Consider the following 19,182-nt stretch of genomic DNA (forward strand, 5'->3'; position numbering starts at 1 on the left):
CGAAAGCGAGGAAGCCATCATGATCACCCTGACCGTGAACGGGACGGAACACAGTTTCGATGGCGATCCCGAAATGCCGCTGCTGTGGTACCTGCGCGACGAATTGGGACTGACCGGCACCAAGTTCGGCTGCGGCATCGCCCAATGCGGCGCCTGCACGATCCATCTGGACGGCTATCCGACCTTTGCCTGCATCACCCCCATCTCGATCGCGGATGGGTCGGACGTCCGCACGATCGAAGGTCTGGCCGAGAACGGCGACCACCCCGTGCAGGTCGCCTGGCGTGACCTGAACGTGTCGCAATGCGGTTATTGCCAGGCGGGGCAGATCATGCAGGCCGCGGCGCTTGTGGATTCCACCCCCGACCTGACCGACGAGGATATCGACACGGTGATGAGCGCGAACCTGTGCCGCTGCGGCACCTATCCGCGCATCCGCGCCGCCATCAAGCAGGCCGCCGAAGCGAGGACCGAATGATGTCGAACCGCGTCCCCGCATCCGCCCGCATCGCCAATGTCAGCCGCCGGTCCCTGCTGCTGGGTATGGGGGCCGGCAGCTTGGTCCTTGCGATCGGACTGCCCCGCCCGGGCCGCGCGCAGGACGCGCCTGTCCAGTTCGGCGCCGACGCGATGCCCAACGGCTGGCGTGACGATCCGAACGTCTTCGTCTCGATCGCCGAGGACGGTATCGTCACCGTGACCGTCCACCGTTCCGAGATGGGGCAGGGCGTGCGCACCTCCATCGCGATGGTCGTGGCGGACGAGCTGGAGGCAGACTGGGACATGGTCCGCGTGACCCAGGCCCCCGGCAACGAGCCGCGCTATGGCAACCAGGACACCGACGGCTCGCGCAGCCTGCGCCATTTCTTCGGCCCGATGCGCCGTGCCGGGGCCTCGGCACGGACCATGCTGGAGCAGGCGGCGGCCGAGGCGTGGGACGTGCCCCTGTCCGAAGTGCGCGCCGAGGGGCATGTCGTACGTCATGCCGGATCGGACCGCATGATGGGCTTTGGCGAACTGGCCGCCAAAGCCGCCGCCCTGCCGGTTCCCGACCGCGAGGGCCTGCGCCTGAAGGACCCCGCGACGTTCCGTTACGTCGGCAAGGCCGATATCGGGCTGGTCGACAATGACGACATCACCCGCGGCACCACGACCTATGGGATCGACGTGCGCCGCGAAGGGATGCTGTACGCCGTCATCGCCCGCCCGCCGGTCTTTGGCGGCAGCGTGGCCAGCTTGGACGACAGCGCCGCCCTGCAGGTGCCTGGGGTCGAGCGGATCGTGCGGCTGGACCCGCCCGCCATCCCCGCGGAATTCCAGCCGCTTGGCGGCGTCGCGGTCATTGCCCGCAACACCTGGGCCGCCATCAAGGGGCGCGAAGCGCTGGTCATCGAATGGGAGGACGGGCCGCATGCCGCCTATTCCTCGGATGACTTCAGGGCAGAGCTTGAGGCGGCGGTGCAGACCGGCGACGGCAAGCTGATCCTGAACCGGGGCGACGTCGACGCGGCCCTGGCCGAGGCAGAGACCCGCGTGGTTGCCGAATACTATATCCCCCACCTGGCGCAGGCCCCGATGGAGCCGCCAGCCGCCGTGGCCGATGTGCGCCACGGGTCCTGCGAAGTCTGGGCCTGCGTTCAGGCGCCGCAGGTCACCCGTCTGCGCCTGGCACAGCGGATGGAACTGCCCGAGGAGGACGTGACCGTCAACGTCACCCTGCTGGGCGGTGGTTTCGGCCGCAAGTCCAAGCCCGACTTCGTGCTGGAGGCCGCGATCCTCAGCCGCGAGATGGGCGCCCCGGTCAAGCTGACCTGGACGCGCGAGGACGACCTGCACCACAGCTATTACCACACCGTCTCGGTCGAGCGGCTGGAGGCGGGGCTGGACGCACAGGGCAAGGCCGTGGCCTGGCTGCACCGCACCGCCGCCCCCACGATCGGGTCGATCTTTGCCCCCGACCCCAAGGAGAAACTGCCGTTCGAGCTGGGCATGGGTCTGACCAACATGCCCCTGAACATCCCCAACGTCCGGGCCGAGAACCCGCAGGCCCCGGCCCATGTGCGCATCGGCTGGTACCGGTCGGTGTCCAACATCCCGCATGCCTTCGCGATCCAGTCCTTCATCGCCGAACTGGCGGCCGCGGCGGGCCGCGATCCGCTGGAATACCTGCTGGAGACGATCGGCCCCGCCCGCCTCATCGACCCCAGCGAGATCGGCGATGTCTGGAACTATGGCGAGGACCCGGCGCGCTATCCCATCGACACCGGACGCCTGCGGGCGGTCACCGAAACCGTGGCCGACGCGATCGGATGGGGTCGCCAGATGCCCGCCGGCAGCGGCCTGGGCATCGCCGCGCATTACAGCTTTGTCAGCCATGTCGCCGTGGCGGCCGAGGTCAAGGTCGTGGACGGCGCGGTGCGCATTCCGCGCGTCGAGATCGCCATTGACTGCGGCGCGCATGTGAATCCCGACCGCATCCGCTCTCAGATGGAGGGGGCCGTCATCATGGGCGCGGGGCAGGCCCTGACGGCCGAGATCACCTTCCAGGACGGGCGCGCGCAGCAGGACAACTTTGACACCTACCTGATCCCCCGCATGGAGACCGCGCCGCGGGAGATCAACGTGCATCTCGTGTCCTCGGGCGGCTATGACCAGCCTTTGGGGGGCGTCGGGGAACCGGGCCTGCCGCCCGTCGCCCCGGCCATCGTCAACGCGATCTTTGCCGCGACGGGCACCCGCATCCGCCGCCTGCCGGTGGCCGATCAACTTCGCAGCTGAGGACATGTCCATGACCCTGAAACAGATGCTTCTGGCCGGCGGCCTTGCTGTCCTGGCCGGTCCGGCGCTGGCGGATTGCGCCGACCGGATCACCTTCCTCGAGGAGGCGCTGGACGATGCGTCGCGGCTGGCCATCTCGGCCTCGACGGGCGGGCAGGGGGTCGCGGGCGCCCGCGAGGCCCAGGCCGTGACCGAGGAGACGGCAGAGGAACCCGTCCCCTATCAGGACGACGCCGCCGCGGCGGTCGAGGAGGCCGATGAGGCCGGGGACGGTGGCGAGGAGCTGATCGAGGCGCGTGCCCGCCTGGGCGAAGCCCGCACCCTTGCCCAGGATGGGGACGAGGAGGCCTGCACCCGGCAGATCAAGGAGATCCTTGTCGGCCTGATCGACGGGTGATCCGGCAGGCGCGGCCTAGTCCGAATGGAACACCTCGGTCAGGCCCGCCCACCATTCACCAGGGGCCCGCGTGTCCAGCGGGCGCTGCATCGGGCCGCACAGCGCCCACCAGTCGCGCGTCACCGGATCGGCGGCAATGGCCGCATCATCGGCCGCGAAATCGTTGCCGCGATATTCCCAATAGCTGAACAGCAGGTTTTCTGGCTGGCGCAGGAAGATTGAATAGTTGGTGATATGCGACCGCGACAGCCGGTCCAGCACCGCGGGCCAGACATCGGCATGCAGGCGGGTGTATTCGTCGATCCGGTCCGGATCGATCCCGATGACATGGGCCATGCGTTTCATGGGCGCTGTTCCTTCGCGTTAAGGTCGTAAAAGCGGGCGGCTGTCTGCCCAAAGACCTGAGCGCGATCGGCATCGGACAGGTCCGCGCACAGGGTCTGCGCGACCTGCAGCCAGTCGGCATAGGTGCCCGCAAGCTCCAGCACCGGCCAGTCGCTACCCCACATCAGCCGTTCGGGGCCGAATGCCCGCAGGACATGGTCGAAGACCGGGCGCAGGGTGTCTGCGGACCAGCCGGGCCCGAATTCGTTGGCCAGCCCCGACAGCTTGCAGAACACCTGCGGATGGGCGGCCAGGGCGTCGATGCCCCGGCGCCAGTCCGGTTCGGGGTCCGTGCCGTCAAAGACGGGCTTGGCGCAGTGATCGATCACGATGGGCAGGGACGGCACCCGCCCGGCCAATTCCTCGATGACCGGCAGATGGCAGGGCGTGATCAGCGCGTCCAGCCGCAGCCCGGCCCCCGCGACCTGCCGCAGGGCGTCGACCACGCCGTCCTGCAGGATCCACCGGGTGTCGTCGATATCTTGCAGCATCGGGCGGATGCCGCGCAGCGCAGGGTGGGCAATGCGCGATAGCTGCGCGGCCACGTCGCCGGTCAGGTCGATCCACCCGACGACGCCGCGGATCAGCGGCGACCGGTCGGCCATCTCCAGCAGGAACTGCGTCTCGTCCAGCGTGGGGGCGGCCTGGACCAGCACCGTGCCGGTGACCCCGGCCGTCCGCGCCAGGGGTTCCAGGTCCGCGGGCAGGATGTCCCGCCGGATGGGCGCGACCTGATCGGTCATCCAGCCGTAATCGCCCCGGGCGATCCGCCAGAAATGCTGATGGGCGTCAATGATCACGGGAATGTCCTTGCCGGGTTGTGTCTCTAATCATAATAAACCGTATGGAGGCGGTCGTGGCGTGTCAACGCCCGACCCGGGAGGACAGGAGGCGGCATGAAGACCATCAGGATCGGCCGGACGGGGGTGGAGATCACCCGCATCGCGTTCGGCTGTGCCAGCATCGGCAACCTGTATCGCGAGGTCGCGGAGGAGGACGCGCAGCAGGTTCTGCAGGCGGCATGGGATGCGGGGATCCGCTATTTCGACACGGCGCCCCATTACGGGCGCGGCCTGTCCGAACAGCGGTTGGGGCGGTTCCTGACGGGCAGGACGGGGGCCGTTCTGTCGACCAAGGTCGGGCGCGTCCTGACCCCTGCCGCCGCGCCGATCCCCGGGGCCGACAGCTATGTCCGCCCCGCGCAGAACGACGTGCATTACGACTATTCCGGTGACGGGATCGAGGAGAGCCTGGAGCAGAGCCTGGACCGGCTTGGCGTCGCGCGGGTCGACATCGTCTATGTCCACGATCTGGGCACCTATACCCATGGCACCGACAACGACCGGCATCTGCAGGCGTTCCTGGGGTCCGGGTATGAACGGCTGGTCCGGCTGAAGGAGGCCGGCCGCATCGGCGCATTCGGTCTTGGCGTCAACGAAACCGAGATCTGCCTGCAGGTGATGGATCACGGGCCGCTGGACGTGATCCTGCTGGCGGGGCGGCTGACCCTGCTGGACCGTTCGGCCGAGGACGCTTTGGTGCCGCGCTGTCGCGTGGCCGGGACCAGTCTGGTGCTGGGCGGGATCTTCAACTCCGGCATCCTGGCGACCGGGCCCGTGGCCGGCGCGACCTATGACTACGGCCCCGCCCCGCAGCAGGTGCTGGACCGCGTGGCTGCCCTGCAGGATCAGGCCGCCGCGCAGGGGATGCCGCTTGCGATCGCGGCGTTGCATTTCGCGCGTGACCATCCCGCGGCGGCGGCGGTGCTGCTGGGCACGGCCAATCCGGCGACCTTGCGCCGCAACCTGGAGGTCCTGCGCTAGCCCAGGTCGTGATGGCGCAGGGATGACAGCAGCGTCGATTTCGACGTGCGCAGGTGCTGGCGCGCGGCATCCAGCGCGCGGCCGGCGTCGCGGGCCTCCAGCGCGTCGATGATCGCCAGGTGTTCCTGGATCGCGGCGCCGTTCCGCTGCTTTTCCTGCGTCTTGTCCCACATGTAGTGATAATGGAAGATCAGCGAGATGACCTTCTGGAACTCGGCCACGAAGCGGTTGCGGACGACGGCGTTGATGGCCTCGTGGAACGCCTCGTCCAGCTTGGAGAACTCGTGGAAATGCGTGTCGATCTGGTCTGCCAGGGCCAGGTGCTGGACGCGCAGCGTGGCCAGACGCGGCCAGACGGGGTGGTCGACCGGTGCCTCGACCAGCTTGGCGATCGCGTCCAGTTCCAGGACCAGCCGAAAGTCCGACAGCTCGACCGCGAATTCCTTGGTGAAGCCGCGCAGCATCCAGCCGCCCTTGGGCCTGCGTGCGACCAGGCCGAACCGGCTGAGGCCGGCCAGGAACTCGTTCAGCTGATGCTGGGTGACGCCGAAGGTCCGCGCCAGCTCGGCCACCGACAGCGGCGTTTCGGCAGGCACGTCGAACCGCAGGATCCAGTCCAGGAACCGCTGCTCCAGCGCCTGCAGGCCGTCGGCGGCGCGGATCACGGCGATCCGGTCGTCCTGGTCCGGCATGCGCAGCACCCGCTTGGCCCGCCCATCCAGCGCGATCACCCCCAGCTCTGCCAGCCGCGCCAGGCAGCGGCGGACGACGGTGCGGCTGACCCCGGCGATCTCGCTCAGCGCGGCCTCGGCGGGCAGGTTGGCCCCCGGGGTCAGAGTCGCGCAGTGGTCCAGAAGGCGGTTGTACGCCTCGCGATAGCGGGTGTCGCTGCGGGCCATGGTGGGGTTTCCTCGGGTCAGGCGGTTCTTGTCCTAAATTATTAAAAACAATTGACAGGTGCAAGGTGCCTGCACATGCTTTGCCGACATCAGGACGAAATCGGTCGGGGAGGAACGATGACGGACGCAAGCAAGCCCTGGGCCGACGGCAAGGCGCGTCGGCTGACCATCGCCCGCGACCAGCTGCACCGCGCATCGGCCCTGCTGACGCTGGTCCTGCTGATCATCGGCTTTGCGATGGCCAGCCCGGCGTTCCTGTCGGTCAACAACGGGCTGACGGTGCTGTTGCAGACATCGGTCATCGGGCTGCTGGGGATCGGGCTGACCATGGTCATCATCACCGGCGGGATCGACCTTTCGGTCGGCTCGGTGCTGGCGCTGTCGGGCGTGGTATCGGCGATGGCGGTCAAGGCCGGCCTGCCGGTGGTGCCCGCGATGTGCGCAGGCGTCCTGGCCGGCGCCGCCTGCGGGGCGTTCAACGGCCTTGTCATCACCCGGCTGCGGATCCCGCCCTTCGTGGCGACGCTTGGCATGATGCTGATCGCGCGCGGCGTGGCGCTGCAGCTGACCGGGGCCACGCCCATCTCGCAGCTGGGCGCGGGCTTCGGGCGGCTTGGCAACGGCGCGCTGTTCCGCGTGGTCGAGATGCAGCCGAACGGCTTTCCGCGCGTGATCTTTCCGGGCATCCCCTATCCGGCCATCCTGCTGCTGGTCGTGGCTGTGGTCGCGACCTATCTGCTGCGCCGCCGCCAGATCGGACGCCACATCTATGCCACCGGGTCGAACGAGGAGGCCGCGCGCCTGTCCGGCGTGAATGTCGACTGGACCAAGATGTACGCATACACGATGTCAGGCGCGCTGGCGGGGCTGGCGGGCAACGTACTGATGTCGCGCCTGGTCACCGCCCAGCCAAGCGAGGGGGTGATGTACGAACTGGATGCCATCGCGGCGGCGGTGATCGGCGGCGCGTCCCTGTCGGGGGGCGTGGGCACCGTCGCGGGCACGATGATCGGTGCGTTCATCATCGGCATTCTGCGAAACGGTCTGAACATGTCGGGCGTGTCCGCCTTCATCCAGCAGATCGTCATCGGCTTCGTGGTCATCGGCGCGGTCTGGATCGATCAGGTCCGCAACCGCCGCTAGGCCCGCATCATCATCATCGGAGGAGGAACCAAGATGACACTGCTGAAGACATGCCTGGCCGTATCCGCCCTTGCCCTGACCGCCGCCGGCGCCCAGGCCGGAGAGATCGCGGTCATCGTCAAGACGACCAACTCGAACTTCTGGCAGAACGTGAACCTGGGCGCCCAGGCCGCGATCGAGGGCCAGTCCGAGCATACGCTGAGCTTTGACGGTCCGGCCGCGGAAAGCGCGGTGGCCGATCAGGTCAGCCTGGTCGAGAACGCCATCAACCGCGGCGTGGCCGGGCTGGTCCTGGCCCCGTCCGACCCCGAGGCGCTGATCCCCGTGGTGCAGCGCGCCTACGAATCCGGCATCCCGGTCGTGATCATCGACAGCGCCCTGGGCGAGGGCGCAGAAGGCGCGTTCCAGGCCTTCCTGTCGACCGACAACTGCGCGGCCGGAGAGCAGGTGGCCAAGCGCATGATCGACGAGGCCGGCACGACCGGCAAGGTGGGGATCATGTCCTATGTCGCGGGCGTCGGGTCCGAGATCGGGCGCGTCGGCTGCTTCACCACCTACCTGCAGGAGAATTCCGACCTGGAGATCGTGGGTCCGCTCTATTCGCAAAGCCAGATGGCCAACGCGCTGAACCAGACCACCGACATGCTGGCGTCGAACCCGGACCTGGTCGGCATCTTCGGTGCGAACGAACCCACGGCCGTCGGCATGGGGCGCGCGATCGAGCAGGCGGGCAAGGCGGGCCAGCTGACCGCCCTGGGCTTTGACGGCAACGAGGACCTGCAGCAGTTCGTGCGCGACGGCGTGCTGACGGCGACGGCGGTGCAGGGATCGTTCGCCATGGGCGAGATGGGCGTGCAGACCGTGATGGACATCCTGGCCGGAGAGACGGTCGAGCCGTTCATCAACACCGGCGTGGTGATGGTCGACAAGGCCAACATTGAGTCCGACGAGGCCAGGAACGTCCTCTACTGATGCTGCCGGGGACCGCCCGCGCGGTCCCCGATCACCGACACGTTGCAAGGGGCATGCCCATGTCAGACCAGCCGCTGGTCCAGATGATCGACATAGAAAAGCATTTCGGCGGCGTCCGGGCCGTCGATCATGTCTCGGTCAGCCTCTATCCGGGCGAGGTGGTGGGCCTTCTGGGGCATAACGGCGCGGGTAAGTCCTGCCTGATGCGCATCCTGTCGGGCGCCATGACCCCCAGCAGCGGAGAGATCCGCGTGAACGGCACGGCGGTCCGCTTTGCCGAACCCAACGACGCCCGCGCCAAGGGGATCGAGACGATCTATCAGACGCTGGCCCTGGCCGATCATCTGGACGCGCCCAGCAACCTGTTCCTGGGGCGGGAGCTGAAGACCCGGTTCGGCAACCTGGACGACGCGGCCATGCTGCGCGCCGCGTGCGAGGTGCTGGCCCGGCTGAACCCCAACTTCCGCAACCTGCGCGACCCCGTGTCCAGCCTGTCGGGCGGCCAGCGCCAGGTGATCGCGATCGCGCGTGCGATCTATTTCGACACCCGCGTGCTGATCATGGACGAACCCACCGCAGCCCTGGGCCCGTCCGAGACGGCGATGGTGGCAGACCTGATCCGCAAGCTGCAGGCCGACGGGATCGGGATATTCCTGGTCAGCCACGACATCCATGACGTGTTCGAGCTATGCGACCGGGTCGTGGTGATGAACAAGGGCCGCGTCGTGGGCGCCCATTCCATCGGCGATGTCAGCAAGGACGACGTCCTCAGCCTGATTGTCAAGGGAGAGCTGCCGTCCGACTGGTCCGCCCGCAGGCCGGAGCCGGTGCAATGAAGGACGCATCCGCCACCACGATGGCATGCGGCGTCTGCGTCGAACCCGGCCGGTTTCGCATCGAGACGCGGCCCTTGCCGACCCATGCCCCCGAGGGCTGGGTGCTTGTCGACATCGCCGCCATCGGCATCTGCGGCACGGATTACCACATCTTCGAGGGCAAGCATCCCTATCTGGATTATCCCCGCGTGATCGGGCACGAGCTGTCCGGGCATGTGGCCAGCGGACCGGATGCCGGGAGCCTGGTCGTGGTGAACCCATACCTGTCCTGCGGGGCCTGCCGTGCCTGCCTGCGCGGCAAGCTCAACTGCTGCGCCGCGATCGCGGTGCTGGGCGTGCATCGCGACGGCGGCATGTGCGCGCGGATCGCGGTTCCGGCGGGCAACCTGTACCCCGCCGACGGGCTGAGCGTGCATCAGGCTGCGATGGTCGAGTTCCTGGCCATCGGCGCCCATGCCGTCGCGCGTTCGGGCGTGGGGCAGGGCGATCTGGCGCTGGTGACGGGGGCGGGGCCGATCGGGCTTGGCACCGCGCTGTTCGCGCGGCTGGCCGGGGCCCAGGTGCATCTGATGGATCTCAGCGACCGGCGGCTGGCGCTGGCGCGGCGCCTGTGCGGGTTCGACCTGCTGCACCGTCCGGGCGACGACATCCTGACCGGCGAATTGGCGCAGGGCTTCGACGTCGTCTTCGACGCGACCGGCAGCGCGCCGGCCATCGAGGCTGGTTTTCCCCTCGTGGCCCATGGCGGCAGCACGGTGCTGGTCAGCGTGGTCAAGGGCGACATCCGCTTTTCGGATGCTGAGTTCCACAAGCGCGAGGCCCGCATCATCGGCAGCCGCAACGCGCAGGCCCCCGATTTCGACCGGGTCATCGACGCCATTCGCGACGGGCTGATCCCCACCGATGCGCTGTTGTCCGAGGTCGTTCCGCTGGCCGATCTGCCCGACCGTTTTGCCGCGCTGGTCGATGACCGCGACGACATCGTCAAGATCCTGGTGACCCCGTGACGCAAGCCCCACCGACCGCCATCCGCCTGCATGACCGCGACAACATCATGGTCGCCCTGATCGCCCTGGCCCCCGGCGCGCCGCTTGATGCCGGATGCGCTGCGACAGAGGCGATCCCCGCGGGCCACAAGGTCGCCATCCGCCCCATCGCGCCCGGCGAACCGGTCCTGAAATATGGTCAGGTCATCGGCATCGCCACCCGGCCCATCGCGGCGGGGGCGCATGTCCATGTCCAGAACCTTGGCATGGGGGCGCACAAGCAGGATCACGGCTTTGGCAGCGCGGCGGGTGCGCTGCCCGCCCCCCATGCGCCGGCGTCCTTCCAGGGGTTTCACCGGCCATCGGGGCGGGTGGGCACGCGCAATTATGTGGGCATCCTGACCTCGGTCAATTGCGCGGGATCGGTCGCCCGCTTCATCGCCGAGGAGGCAGAGCGTCAGGGCTGGCTGGCCGATTACCCCAACGTGGACGGCATCGTGCCCATCGTGCACGGCACCGGCTGCGGCATGTCCGGCAAGGGCGAAGGGTACGAGACGCTGTTCCGCACCATCGCGGGCTATGGCCACAACCCCAATTTCGGTGCCATCCTGATGGTGGGCCTTGGCTGCGAGGTCATGCAGATCCCCGACCTGATCGACCGGCGCGCGCTGAAGGACAGCGCCCGGTTCCGCTATATGACCATCCAGCAGACGGGCGGCACGCGGGCCACCGTCGACAAGGGCGTGGCGATCCTGCGCGAACTGGCCGCCGAGGCCGACCGCGCCACGCGCCGGACCGCCCCGGCATCCGCGCTGGTGATGGGCATGCAATGCGGGGGGTCGGACGGCTATTCGGGGATCACGGCCAACCCGGCCCTGGGGATCGCCTCTGATCTGCTGGTGGCGCAGGGGGGCATCTCGATCCTGTCGGAAACCTCCGAGATCTATGGCGCAGAACATCTGCTGACCCGACGCGCCGATCCCGAGACCGGCCGCAAGCTGATCGACCTAATCGAATGGTGGGAGGATTACACCGCCCGCAATTTCGGAGAGATGGACAACAATCCCTCGCCCGGCAACAAGCGCGGCGGCCTGACCACGATCCTGGAAAAGAGCCTGGGCGCCGTGGCCAAGGGGGGCAGCGCGCCGCTGTCGGCGGTCTATCGCTATGGCGAACCCATCGACCGGCCGGGTTTCGTCTTCATGGACAGCCCCGGCTATGACCCCTGTTCGGTGACGGGGCAGGTCGCGTCGGGGGCCAACCTGATCGCCTTCACCACCGGGCGGGGCAGCGTGTCGGGCTATCGTCCGGTGCCCTGCATCAAGATCGCGTCGAACCCCGACCTGTGGCGCCGGATGGAGCCGGACATGGATGTCGATTGCGGTGCCATCCTCTCCGGGGCGACTCTGCAGGAGAAGGGGCACGAGATCTTCGACCTGATGCTGGCCGTCGCCTCCGGTGCCCCGACGAAAAGCGAGGCGCAGGGGTTCGGCGCGGTCGAGTTCGTGCCCTGGCAGATCGGCGCGGTGATGTAAGTGAAAGGACAGCGAATGATACCAACCCCCATGACCGGACAGCGCGTCGTGATCACCGCGGCGGCCCAGGGGATCGGCCGCGCCAGCGCACTGGCCTTTGCCGCGGCGGGCGCCGAGGTGATCGCCACCGACATCAACATGGACGGGCTCTCGACGCTGGACGGGTGCCGCACCGCGCGCCTGGACGTGCTGGACGGCGCCGCCGTGGCGGCGTTCTTTGCCGATCTGGAACCGGTGGACGTGCTGTTCAACTGCGCCGGGGTCGTGCATGCAGGCGGCATCCTGGAGGCATCCGAGGCCGACCTGGAATTCGCATTCGACCTGAACGTGCGATCGATGATGCGCACGATCCGGGCGGTCCTGCCGGGGATGGTCGATCGGGGGCGGGGGGCGATCATCAACATGTCCTCGGTCGCCTCGTCCATCAAGGGGGTGCCCAACCGCTTTGCCTATTCCACCACCAAGGCCGCCGTCCTGGGTCTGACCAAGTCGGTCGCCGCCGATCATGTGGGCCACGGCATCCGATGCAACGCGATCTGCCCCGGCACGGTGCAGTCGCCGTCCCTGGACGACCGCCTTGCCGCGACGGGCGATGCCGTGGCGGCCCGCGCGGCCTTCGTCGCGCGCCAGCCCATGGGGCGCATCGCCGATGCGGCGGAAATCGCCGATCTGGCCGTGTATCTGGCGGGCGCGACCTATACCACGGGCCAAGTCGTCTGCATCGACGGCGGCTGGACACTCTGACCCAAGGAAGACGACATGAAACTTGTTCGCTTTGGTGCCGCGGGCGCCGAGAAACCCGGCCTGATCGACGCGGACGGCCAGATCCGTGACCTGTCGGCGCATGTGTCGGACCTGTCCGGACAGGCGCTGCATCCCGCTGCACTGGCCGGCCTGGCGCGCCTTGATCCGGCGACGCTGCCGCTGGTCCAGGGCGATCCGCGTCTGGGCCCGCCCGTCGCGGGCACCGGCAAGTTCATTTGCATCGGCCTGAACTATGCCGACCATGCCGCCGAATCCGGCATGCAGGTCCCGCCCGAACCGGTGATCTTCATGAAGGCCACCAGCGCGATCTGCGGCCCGAACGATCCGATCATCATCCCGCGCGGCAGCGAAAAGACCGACTGGGAGGTCGAGCTGGCCGTCATCATCGGCAAGCCTGCCAAATATGTCGACGAAGCCGACGCCATGTCCCATGTCGCGGGCTTTGCCGTGACCAACGACGTATCCGAACGGGCGTTCCAGACCGAACGCGCGGGCCAGTGGACCAAGGGCAAGTCCTGCGACAATTTCGGCCAGATCGGCCCCTGGCTGGTCACCCCGGACGAGATCGCCGATCCCCAGGATCTGGCGATGTGGCTGAGCGTGAACGGTCAGACGATGCAGGACGGGTCGACGGCGACGATGGTCTATCAGGTGCCGTTCCTGATCCATTACCTCAGCCAGTTCATGACGCTGCATCCGGGCGACGTGATTTCCACCGGAACGCCTCCGGGCGTGGGGATGGGGATGCGGCCGCAACGCTTCCTGCGGGCGGGCGACGTCGTCGAGCTGGGCATCAAGGGGCTGGGCCAGCAGCGCCAGGAGGTCATTGCCGACCCGGCCTGATGGGCGCATGCCGTCGCCCGTGACGCCTGGCCCCGCATGGGCCGGGCGTTACGGGCCAATCCCGGTCAGACGAAGATCAGGTCGTTGCCCAGCCCGTCGATCGTCATGTTGCGCACCGTCAGCACGTCGCCGTCCCCAAGATCGAAGACGACGTTTGCGCCGATCTGCGCGGCATGGTCTCGCGCCTGCGCCAAGCCGGCGATCCCGAAGTCGACCATGCGGATCGTGTCGATGTCGTCCTGAAAATCCATGACCGCATCGCGCCCTGCACCGTGACCGAAGACGAAGACATCTGCCCCCGCGCCGCCCCACAGCTGATCGCGTCCCGCACCGCCGTTCAGGCTGTCGTTTCCGGCCCCACCGTCCAGGCGATCATCGCCCTGCCTGCCGTGAAGGATGTCCGCGCCGAACCCGCCGCGGATCACGTTCGCACGCGCATCGCCCAGCAGGATGTCGTTTCCCATCCCGCCGTGAATGTTCTCGACATTGCGGATCACGTCGGTCCCGTGCCCCGTGGCCTGCGCGCCCGTCATGGCCAGATCGATCCGCGCGGCCCGCGCCTGACCCATGAACGAGACCCAGTCCGTTCCCGCGCCGCCATCGATCGTGTCGTTGCCCGCCCCGCCCCAAAGCATGTCGTCGCCGACCCCGCCATGCAGGACGTCGTTTCCGTTCCCGCCGAAAAGGCTGTCGGCCCCGCCGCCCCCGGCGATCGTGTCCGCGCCACCCGCGCCGCGCAGGATGGTATCGGCCCCATTGCCGGTCATGCGGTTGGCCAGATCGTTGCCGACACCGGTCACCCGCCCCGTGCCGGTCATCACCAGATGCTCGACATGGGCGGACAGCGCGTGGGACACGCCGGCATGCACCACGTCCCGACCGCCATTCGCCGTTTCGACCACCCGGTCACCCGCGTTGTCGACGTGATAGACGTCGTCGCCGGCCATGCCGTACATCCTGTCGGCGCCCGCCATGCCGTCGATGACATCATTGCCCGACAGCCCGAACATCGTGTCACTTGCCGCGGTCCCGCGCAGGCGATCGGCACCTGCGCTGCCAATGATGCTGCCCGGAGGGGCATCGGCGGGGACCAGCGGAAAGCCGGGGACCGGATCGGGGGTCGGACCCGGCCCGCCGACCACGGGGCCGGGGGGAACGCTACTGCCGTATTCGCCGGGCCTGATCTCTGCCCCGGCGATGCGGGCAACCAGGGGTTCTCCAGGATCGGTCCATCGTCCAGCCCATCCTTCCTGCCCCGGCGCCACCGCCCACAGATCGACATAGCTGGACATGGGGCCGATGTTCCAGATGCCGCCGGGCATGTCCGCGGCGCTGAATTGCGCCACGACCCGCCCATCGACATAGAAGACGGCGGAACGGTCGGTCACGGTGACTTCGTAGGTGTGAAAGCCTTCCGCCGCGTCAAAGCCCAGGTCGATCACCGCGCGCCGCTGGCCGGCGTCATTCAGCGTAATGTGGTTTCCGGCAGCGTCCTCCATGTGGATGGCCAGCTGGACCTGCGTGGTGTCGCCCCCCACGAATTCGAAATCGAATTCGACCCAAGGCTGATGCTGCCAGTCCGCCTTGTAGGTGAACAGTCCGAATACCGCGCCCGGTTGCATGTCGGGGGCCTGCACGGTCCATCCCCATGTTCCGGTGGTGGCGATCTGGGCGCCCTGAATCTCGCCGCCCTGATAGGGACGGGGCGATCCGGATGGGGACCGGCCCAGGACCAGTTCGATGGCACCATCCGCGCCGACGCGGACATTGTCATCCGACCACTGCATGATGCTTGATTGCCCGGCCGCCCAGTCCGAGATCAGCCAGCTGTCATTGTCGTGCTGTTCGCCGATCTCGTACAGATCAAGGGCAGGGGCGGTCGGGGTCGTGGTCATGCTCACCTCAGATGGTCGCAGGGACGGCGGCGGCCGAGACGGGCAGGGCAGCACGCGGTCCGATCAGGAAACCGGAAGGCTCAGTATGACCCGGACACCCTAATGCAACTTTAACGCGATCTTGCGCTGCGCGGTTTGTGCTTTGTCCCATGTGGGACAAACGCAGGCTAAAGAACGGCGTCGGATCTGCCAGAACGACGCGATATTCTGTCGGCGAGCTATATCAATGGCCCTGTCAAAGGTGATCGGAAGCTCCAGCAGGAGACACAAGGCTCTGCGTGCTGCCTCTGTGCGGGTTCGGTTCGCAAATCTGACTTATGCAATAATTGGGGCGTAAATTGGGGTGTACACCGTCGTATAGGGCGTAAGATGGTAATGCGCTTGCTATTTTGTGGAGATTCTAAAAAGCTTTCAGAAAGCAATCGCGCACGACGACTATGGCAATATCAAGACTTTATTAACAACTTAGGCGTGAATTATTAATTTATATTCAACCTTATATTTGATTGACGTATTGCGCCATATGCACAAGTCTAAGACGTGCGTATCGATTGTCAGAGATAAGGTCCGTCCCGTCGCCGGTCGTTCCCTTGTGTCGAAGGTTACTAGTCAGGCAACGTGCCCGTCCGTCATGACCTCTGGTCTGTGCGGACGGGCGTCCGCGATGCCGATGCCCAGGCAAATGCCAGCACCGAGAATCCTCCGCAGAGTGCATAGGCCGTCAGGCATTCCCAATATGCGAACCCGTTAACCAGGAACAGCATCATGACGCCGATGGCCACGGCTAGGGCAAAGGCAAGATTGGCTGCGATCATCCGACCCCTCCATTCGATAGCCGACCCCCTCAAGAACAGGTGGCCACAACGTTTCATTCAGAAACCAGGATGCGAGCGGATGACCGTTTCGATCTTGGTTAACTGAACGTACCATGGACATCGGCAAAACGCCTAGGCAGAGGTGACATCCGGGACAAAAGCGGCGAAATCATGCCGTTACATGGTTCGATTTTCACGGATTGCTGCCGATGCCTTAGTTTTCGGCAAGCGTGACGGTACGTCGACTAACAATTGCAAACTGATCGGGGCGGGTATCCCGCGTCGCTGTGCGCTACAAACCGCGCATTCTGCAGTCTTCGACGGCAACCGGCGATATGCCTCAAGGGACCCTGTCAAAATCCAAAACACACGTGATTACTCGAACATGTGATGAAACCTTGGGGCAGGGGCGTTGCCTGCCTTGGCCTCGGCCGCTAGGCTTGCGGGCAACGCAAATGTGATTTCCGGAAGTGCCGCTCTTGACCCAGACCCGCCCCCTTGCTGCCCTGCTGCGTCTTGCCGTGCTGGCTGCGCTGGCGACGGGAACCGCCCTGCCGGCTCTGGCGCAGGACGGCCCGCCCGAACCGAAGCCGACGCAGCAGCCTGCGCAGATCAGCGGCCTGGCCGGCCCCTATCTTGCCGCCCGCATGGCGACCGTCGAGAACGACTTTCGCGCGGCGGCGCGCTATTTCGTCATGGCGTCGGCGCAGGATCCGCAGGACGTCTATCTGCAGGACAGCGCGCTGGTCGCGCTGGCATCGGCGGGCGATGTCGATCAGGCGGTGGCCATGGCCGAACGGTTGTTCGACGAGGATCGTCCGACGGAACTGGCCGGCCTTCTGCGCCGCGCGCAGTTGGTCCGGGCCGAGGACTGGCAGGGCGTGGTCGACCTGATCGACGCGACCCATGCGCCGGACGTCCCGCTGGACCAGGACCTGATGGACGGCACCATCCGTGCCTGGGCGCTGCTGGGTGCGGGACGCGCCACCGACGCCATCGCGGCATTTGAGGCGATGGCCGCGAATGCGGACCTGGCCCCCATCGTGAACTATCACCTGGCGCTGGCCCGGGCGCTGGCGGGCGACTATGAGGCCGCCGACCGCCTGATCGTGCAGTCCGAGGCCAGCGGCCACCTGATGGGCCTGACCGCCCGCGTCCAGATCCTGTCGCAACTGGATCGCGGCGACGAGGCGCTGGCGCTGCTGTCCCAGATCGACGGGCTGGAGGCCGAGCCGCAGTTGCTGGCCCTGCGCCAGCGCCTGGAACAGGGGCAGCCAGTGCCTTTCAACGTGGTGGGCGGCCCGGCGGACGGAATCGCGCATCTGCTGCTGTCCTTTGCCTCGGCCCTGTCCAGCAGCCCGGACCCGGAACCGCTGGCGCTGATCCATGCGCGCCTGGCGTCCTGGATCGCGCCCCAGAACCCCGAGGCCCGGCTGACCACCGCGCAACTGCTGCAGGACCGCCAGCAGTTCGACCTGGCCGAGGCCGAGTTCGACGCCGTCCGCCGCATGGGCGAGATGCGCCCCCAGGCCGAGCTGTCGCGCATCGACGCCCTGTCGCGCGCCCAACGCCCCGCCGAGGCGGAGCGTGCGGCCCTGGCGCTGACCGCGGCCTATCCGGGCCTGGCGCAGTCCTGGATCGCGCTTGGCGACGTGACCCGCCAGCAGGAGAAATACGCCGAGGCGATCCCAAGCTATGACCGGGCGCTGGACCTTCTGGCCGACGCCCCGCCCGAGGCGCGGTGGTTCCCGCTTTACGCGCGCGGCATCTCGCTGGAGCGTGCGGGCCAGTTCGACCGCGCCGAGGCCGACCTGCTGGCCGCGCTGGAGATCCGCCCCGATCAGGCCAGCCTGCTGAACTATCTGGGTTATTCTTGGATCGACCGGGACCAGAACCTGGACCGGGCGCTGGACATGATCAAGCGCGCGGTCGAGCTGTCGCCCGGCGACGGCTATATCCTGGACAGCCTGGCATGGGCCTATTTCCGGCTTGGCCGCTATCAGGAGGCCGTGGCCCCGATGGAGCAGTCCATCGCCACGATGGCCGCCGATCCGCTGGTCAACGACCACCTGGGCGACATCTACTGGATGGTCGGCCGCCACCGCGAGGCGCAGATCCAGTGGCAGCGCGCCCTGTCGCTGGAGCCCGGCGAAAGCGGAGAGGTCGATGCCGACCGCATCCGCGCCAAGCTGGATCGCGGCCTGAACGCGGTGATGGACGAGGAGGACGGCCCCGTCGCCAGCCACCCCACCCAGGCCCCGCAGACCGAGGCCGACGCGGCCGAATGATCATCGAGGCGGCCCCCGCCAAGCTGAACTTGGCGCTGCACGTGACGGGTCGGCGGCCCGACGGCTATCACCTGCTGGATTCGCTGGTCTGCTTTGCGGCGGTCGGCGACAGCATCGCCCTGACCCCCGGCCCGCTGTCCCTGAGCATCGACGGCCCCTTCGCGGCGGGTCTGTCCACCGATGACAACCTGTGTCTGCGCGCCGCGCGTCTGGTCGGAGGACAGGCCGCGATCCGGCTGACCAAGGCGCTGCCCGTCGCCTCGGGCATCGGGGGAGGGTCCGCCGATGCGGCGGCGGTGCTGCGCGGGCTGGCGCGGATGGGCCATCCGCTGCCCGAGGGGACCGAATGGCTTGGCGCCGACGTGCCGGTCTGCCTGGCGTCGACGCCCGCGCGCATGCAGGGCGTCGGAGAGGTGCTGACCCCGCTGTCCGCCCTGCCGCCGCTGCACCTGGTGCTGGTCAATCCCGGCATCGCGGTGCCCACCCCGGCGATCTTCGCGGGCCTGCGGTCGCGCGACAATCCGCCCCTGCCGCCCATTCCCGCCTTTGCCGATGTCGATGCGCTGCTGGGCTGGCTGGGCACCACGCGGAACGACTTGCAGCCCCCCGCGATTGCCGCGGCGCCGGTCATCGCCGACGTGCTGCGGGCGCTGGAAGGGCAGGGCGCGGGGCTGGCGCGGATGTCGGGATCGGGGGCCACCTGCTTCGGCATCTTTGCCGACCCCGGCGCCGCGGAGCGCGCGGCTGCGGCCCTTGCGCGCAACGGCTGGTGGGCGGTGGCGACCGAACTGGCATCCGCCCCGGCGCGCGGCTAGACTGCGCC

Annotated in this window: 18 protein-coding genes; 13 read left to right on the forward strand and 5 right to left on the reverse strand. The window is 67.6% G+C overall.

The window, feature by feature from the left end; translation table 11 throughout:
- The first annotated feature begins 19 nt into the window (after window positions 1–19).
- From PRL19_RS06450 to PRL19_RS06460, 3 genes are read left to right on the forward strand one after another with little or no spacing between them, the layout of a single operon-like run.
- Window positions 20–478: a (2Fe-2S)-binding protein gene (locus tag PRL19_RS06450; protein WP_045983882.1), complete on the forward strand. Its 459-nt coding sequence runs from the start codon at window positions 20–22 to the stop codon at window positions 476–478.
- Window positions 475–2,778 (forward strand): xanthine dehydrogenase family protein molybdopterin-binding subunit, encoded by a 2,304-nt coding sequence (locus tag PRL19_RS06455; protein WP_273744283.1) that lies wholly within the window; start codon window positions 475–477, stop codon window positions 2,776–2,778. The genes PRL19_RS06450 and PRL19_RS06455 overlap by 4 nt, the downstream gene beginning before the upstream one ends.
- A 10-nt stretch (window positions 2,779–2,788) precedes the next feature.
- Window positions 2,789–3,175 carry a hypothetical protein gene (locus PRL19_RS06460; RefSeq protein WP_127897771.1) on the forward strand — a complete coding sequence of 129 codons (387 nt, stop codon included), beginning with the start codon at window positions 2,789–2,791 and terminating at the stop codon, window positions 3,173–3,175.
- A gap of 15 nt (window positions 3,176–3,190) precedes the next feature.
- Here PRL19_RS06460 and PRL19_RS06465 read toward each other — a convergent pair whose 3' ends face one another.
- Together PRL19_RS06465 and PRL19_RS06470 are read right to left on the reverse strand one after the other, a co-directional pair.
- A complete protein-coding gene (locus PRL19_RS06465; protein ID WP_273744284.1) occupies window positions 3,191–3,520 on the reverse strand; it encodes an L-rhamnose mutarotase in 330 nt (109 codons plus the stop codon).
- Window positions 3,517–4,359 (reverse strand): amidohydrolase family protein, encoded by an 843-nt coding sequence (locus PRL19_RS06470; protein ID WP_273744286.1) that lies wholly within the window; start codon window positions 4,357–4,359, stop codon window positions 3,517–3,519. The genes PRL19_RS06465 and PRL19_RS06470 overlap by 4 nt, the downstream gene beginning before the upstream one ends.
- 96 nt (window positions 4,360–4,455) lie before the next feature.
- Between PRL19_RS06470 and PRL19_RS06475 the strand changes: the two genes are divergently transcribed.
- Window positions 4,456–5,382 carry an aldo/keto reductase gene (locus PRL19_RS06475; protein ID WP_273744287.1) on the forward strand — a complete coding sequence of 309 codons (927 nt, stop codon included), beginning with the start codon at window positions 4,456–4,458 and terminating at the stop codon, window positions 5,380–5,382.
- On the opposite strand, the gene PRL19_RS06480 is transcribed toward PRL19_RS06475, so the two are convergent.
- A complete protein-coding gene (locus PRL19_RS06480) occupies window positions 5,379–6,281 on the reverse strand; it encodes a GntR family transcriptional regulator (RefSeq protein WP_273744288.1) in 903 nt (300 codons plus the stop codon). The genes PRL19_RS06475 and PRL19_RS06480 overlap by 4 nt on opposite strands.
- A 117-nt stretch (window positions 6,282–6,398) precedes the next feature.
- Here PRL19_RS06480 and PRL19_RS06485 point away from each other — a divergent pair, with 117 nt between their 5' ends.
- The 7 genes from PRL19_RS06485 to PRL19_RS06515 are packed head-to-tail and all read left to right on the forward strand — an operon-like array spanning window position 6,399 to window position 13,361.
- On the forward strand, window positions 6,399–7,424 hold the full coding sequence (locus PRL19_RS06485; RefSeq protein ID WP_273744289.1) for an ABC transporter permease: 1,026 nt from the start codon (window positions 6,399–6,401) through the stop codon (window positions 7,422–7,424).
- A 33-nt stretch (window positions 7,425–7,457) separates the two neighbouring features.
- Window positions 7,458–8,396: an ABC transporter substrate-binding protein gene (locus PRL19_RS06490; RefSeq protein WP_148911868.1), complete on the forward strand. Its 939-nt coding sequence runs from the start codon at window positions 7,458–7,460 to the stop codon at window positions 8,394–8,396.
- 59 nt (window positions 8,397–8,455) lie between these two features.
- Entirely contained in the window at window positions 8,456–9,232 is a 777-nt protein-coding gene (locus tag PRL19_RS06495; protein ID WP_273744290.1) for an ATP-binding cassette domain-containing protein, read from the forward strand.
- Window positions 9,229–10,239 (forward strand): zinc-binding alcohol dehydrogenase family protein, encoded by a 1,011-nt coding sequence (locus PRL19_RS06500; RefSeq protein ID WP_273744291.1) that lies wholly within the window; start codon window positions 9,229–9,231, stop codon window positions 10,237–10,239. The genes PRL19_RS06495 and PRL19_RS06500 overlap by 4 nt, the downstream gene beginning before the upstream one ends.
- A 47-nt stretch (window positions 10,240–10,286) precedes the next feature.
- Complete coding sequence (locus tag PRL19_RS06505) at window positions 10,287–11,753, forward strand: UxaA family hydrolase (RefSeq protein WP_273744467.1); 1,467 nt, start codon at window positions 10,287–10,289, stop codon at window positions 11,751–11,753.
- Window positions 11,754–11,783: 30 nt separating this feature from the next.
- The gene (locus PRL19_RS06510) at window positions 11,784–12,497 is read left to right on the forward strand and encodes an SDR family oxidoreductase (RefSeq protein WP_273744468.1); all 714 of its coding nucleotides are present in this window, start codon (window positions 11,784–11,786) and stop codon (window positions 12,495–12,497) included.
- 15 nt (window positions 12,498–12,512) lie between these two features.
- Window positions 12,513–13,361, forward strand: coding sequence for a fumarylacetoacetate hydrolase family protein (locus tag PRL19_RS06515; RefSeq protein ID WP_273744292.1), 849 nt, complete (start codon window positions 12,513–12,515; stop codon window positions 13,359–13,361).
- Window positions 13,362–13,426: 65 nt separating this feature from the next.
- Here the strand turns inward: PRL19_RS06515 and PRL19_RS06520 are convergent, their stop codons facing one another.
- Together PRL19_RS06520 and PRL19_RS06525 are read right to left on the reverse strand one after the other, a co-directional pair.
- Window positions 13,427–15,256 (reverse strand): family 16 glycosylhydrolase, encoded by a 1,830-nt coding sequence (locus PRL19_RS06520; RefSeq protein WP_273744293.1) that lies wholly within the window; start codon window positions 15,254–15,256, stop codon window positions 13,427–13,429.
- 629 nt (window positions 15,257–15,885) lie between these two features.
- The gene (locus PRL19_RS06525) at window positions 15,886–16,071 is read right to left on the reverse strand and encodes a hypothetical protein (protein WP_045981028.1); all 186 of its coding nucleotides are present in this window, start codon (window positions 16,069–16,071) and stop codon (window positions 15,886–15,888) included.
- 470 nt (window positions 16,072–16,541) lie between these two features.
- Between PRL19_RS06525 and PRL19_RS06530 the strand changes: the two genes are divergently transcribed.
- On the forward strand, window positions 16,542–18,359 hold the full coding sequence (locus tag PRL19_RS06530; RefSeq protein WP_420704414.1) for a tetratricopeptide repeat protein: 1,818 nt from the start codon (window positions 16,542–16,544) through the stop codon (window positions 18,357–18,359).
- On the forward strand, window positions 18,356–19,174 hold the full coding sequence (locus tag PRL19_RS06535; RefSeq protein ID WP_273744295.1) for a 4-(cytidine 5'-diphospho)-2-C-methyl-D-erythritol kinase: 819 nt from the start codon (window positions 18,356–18,358) through the stop codon (window positions 19,172–19,174). Before PRL19_RS06530 ends, PRL19_RS06535 begins: the two co-directional genes overlap by 4 nt.
- Window positions 19,175–19,182: the final 8 nt, after the last annotated feature.

Source organism: Paracoccus marcusii (assembly GCF_028621715.1).
In the GTDB taxonomy this organism is placed as follows: domain Bacteria; phylum Pseudomonadota; class Alphaproteobacteria; order Rhodobacterales; family Rhodobacteraceae; genus Paracoccus; species Paracoccus marcusii.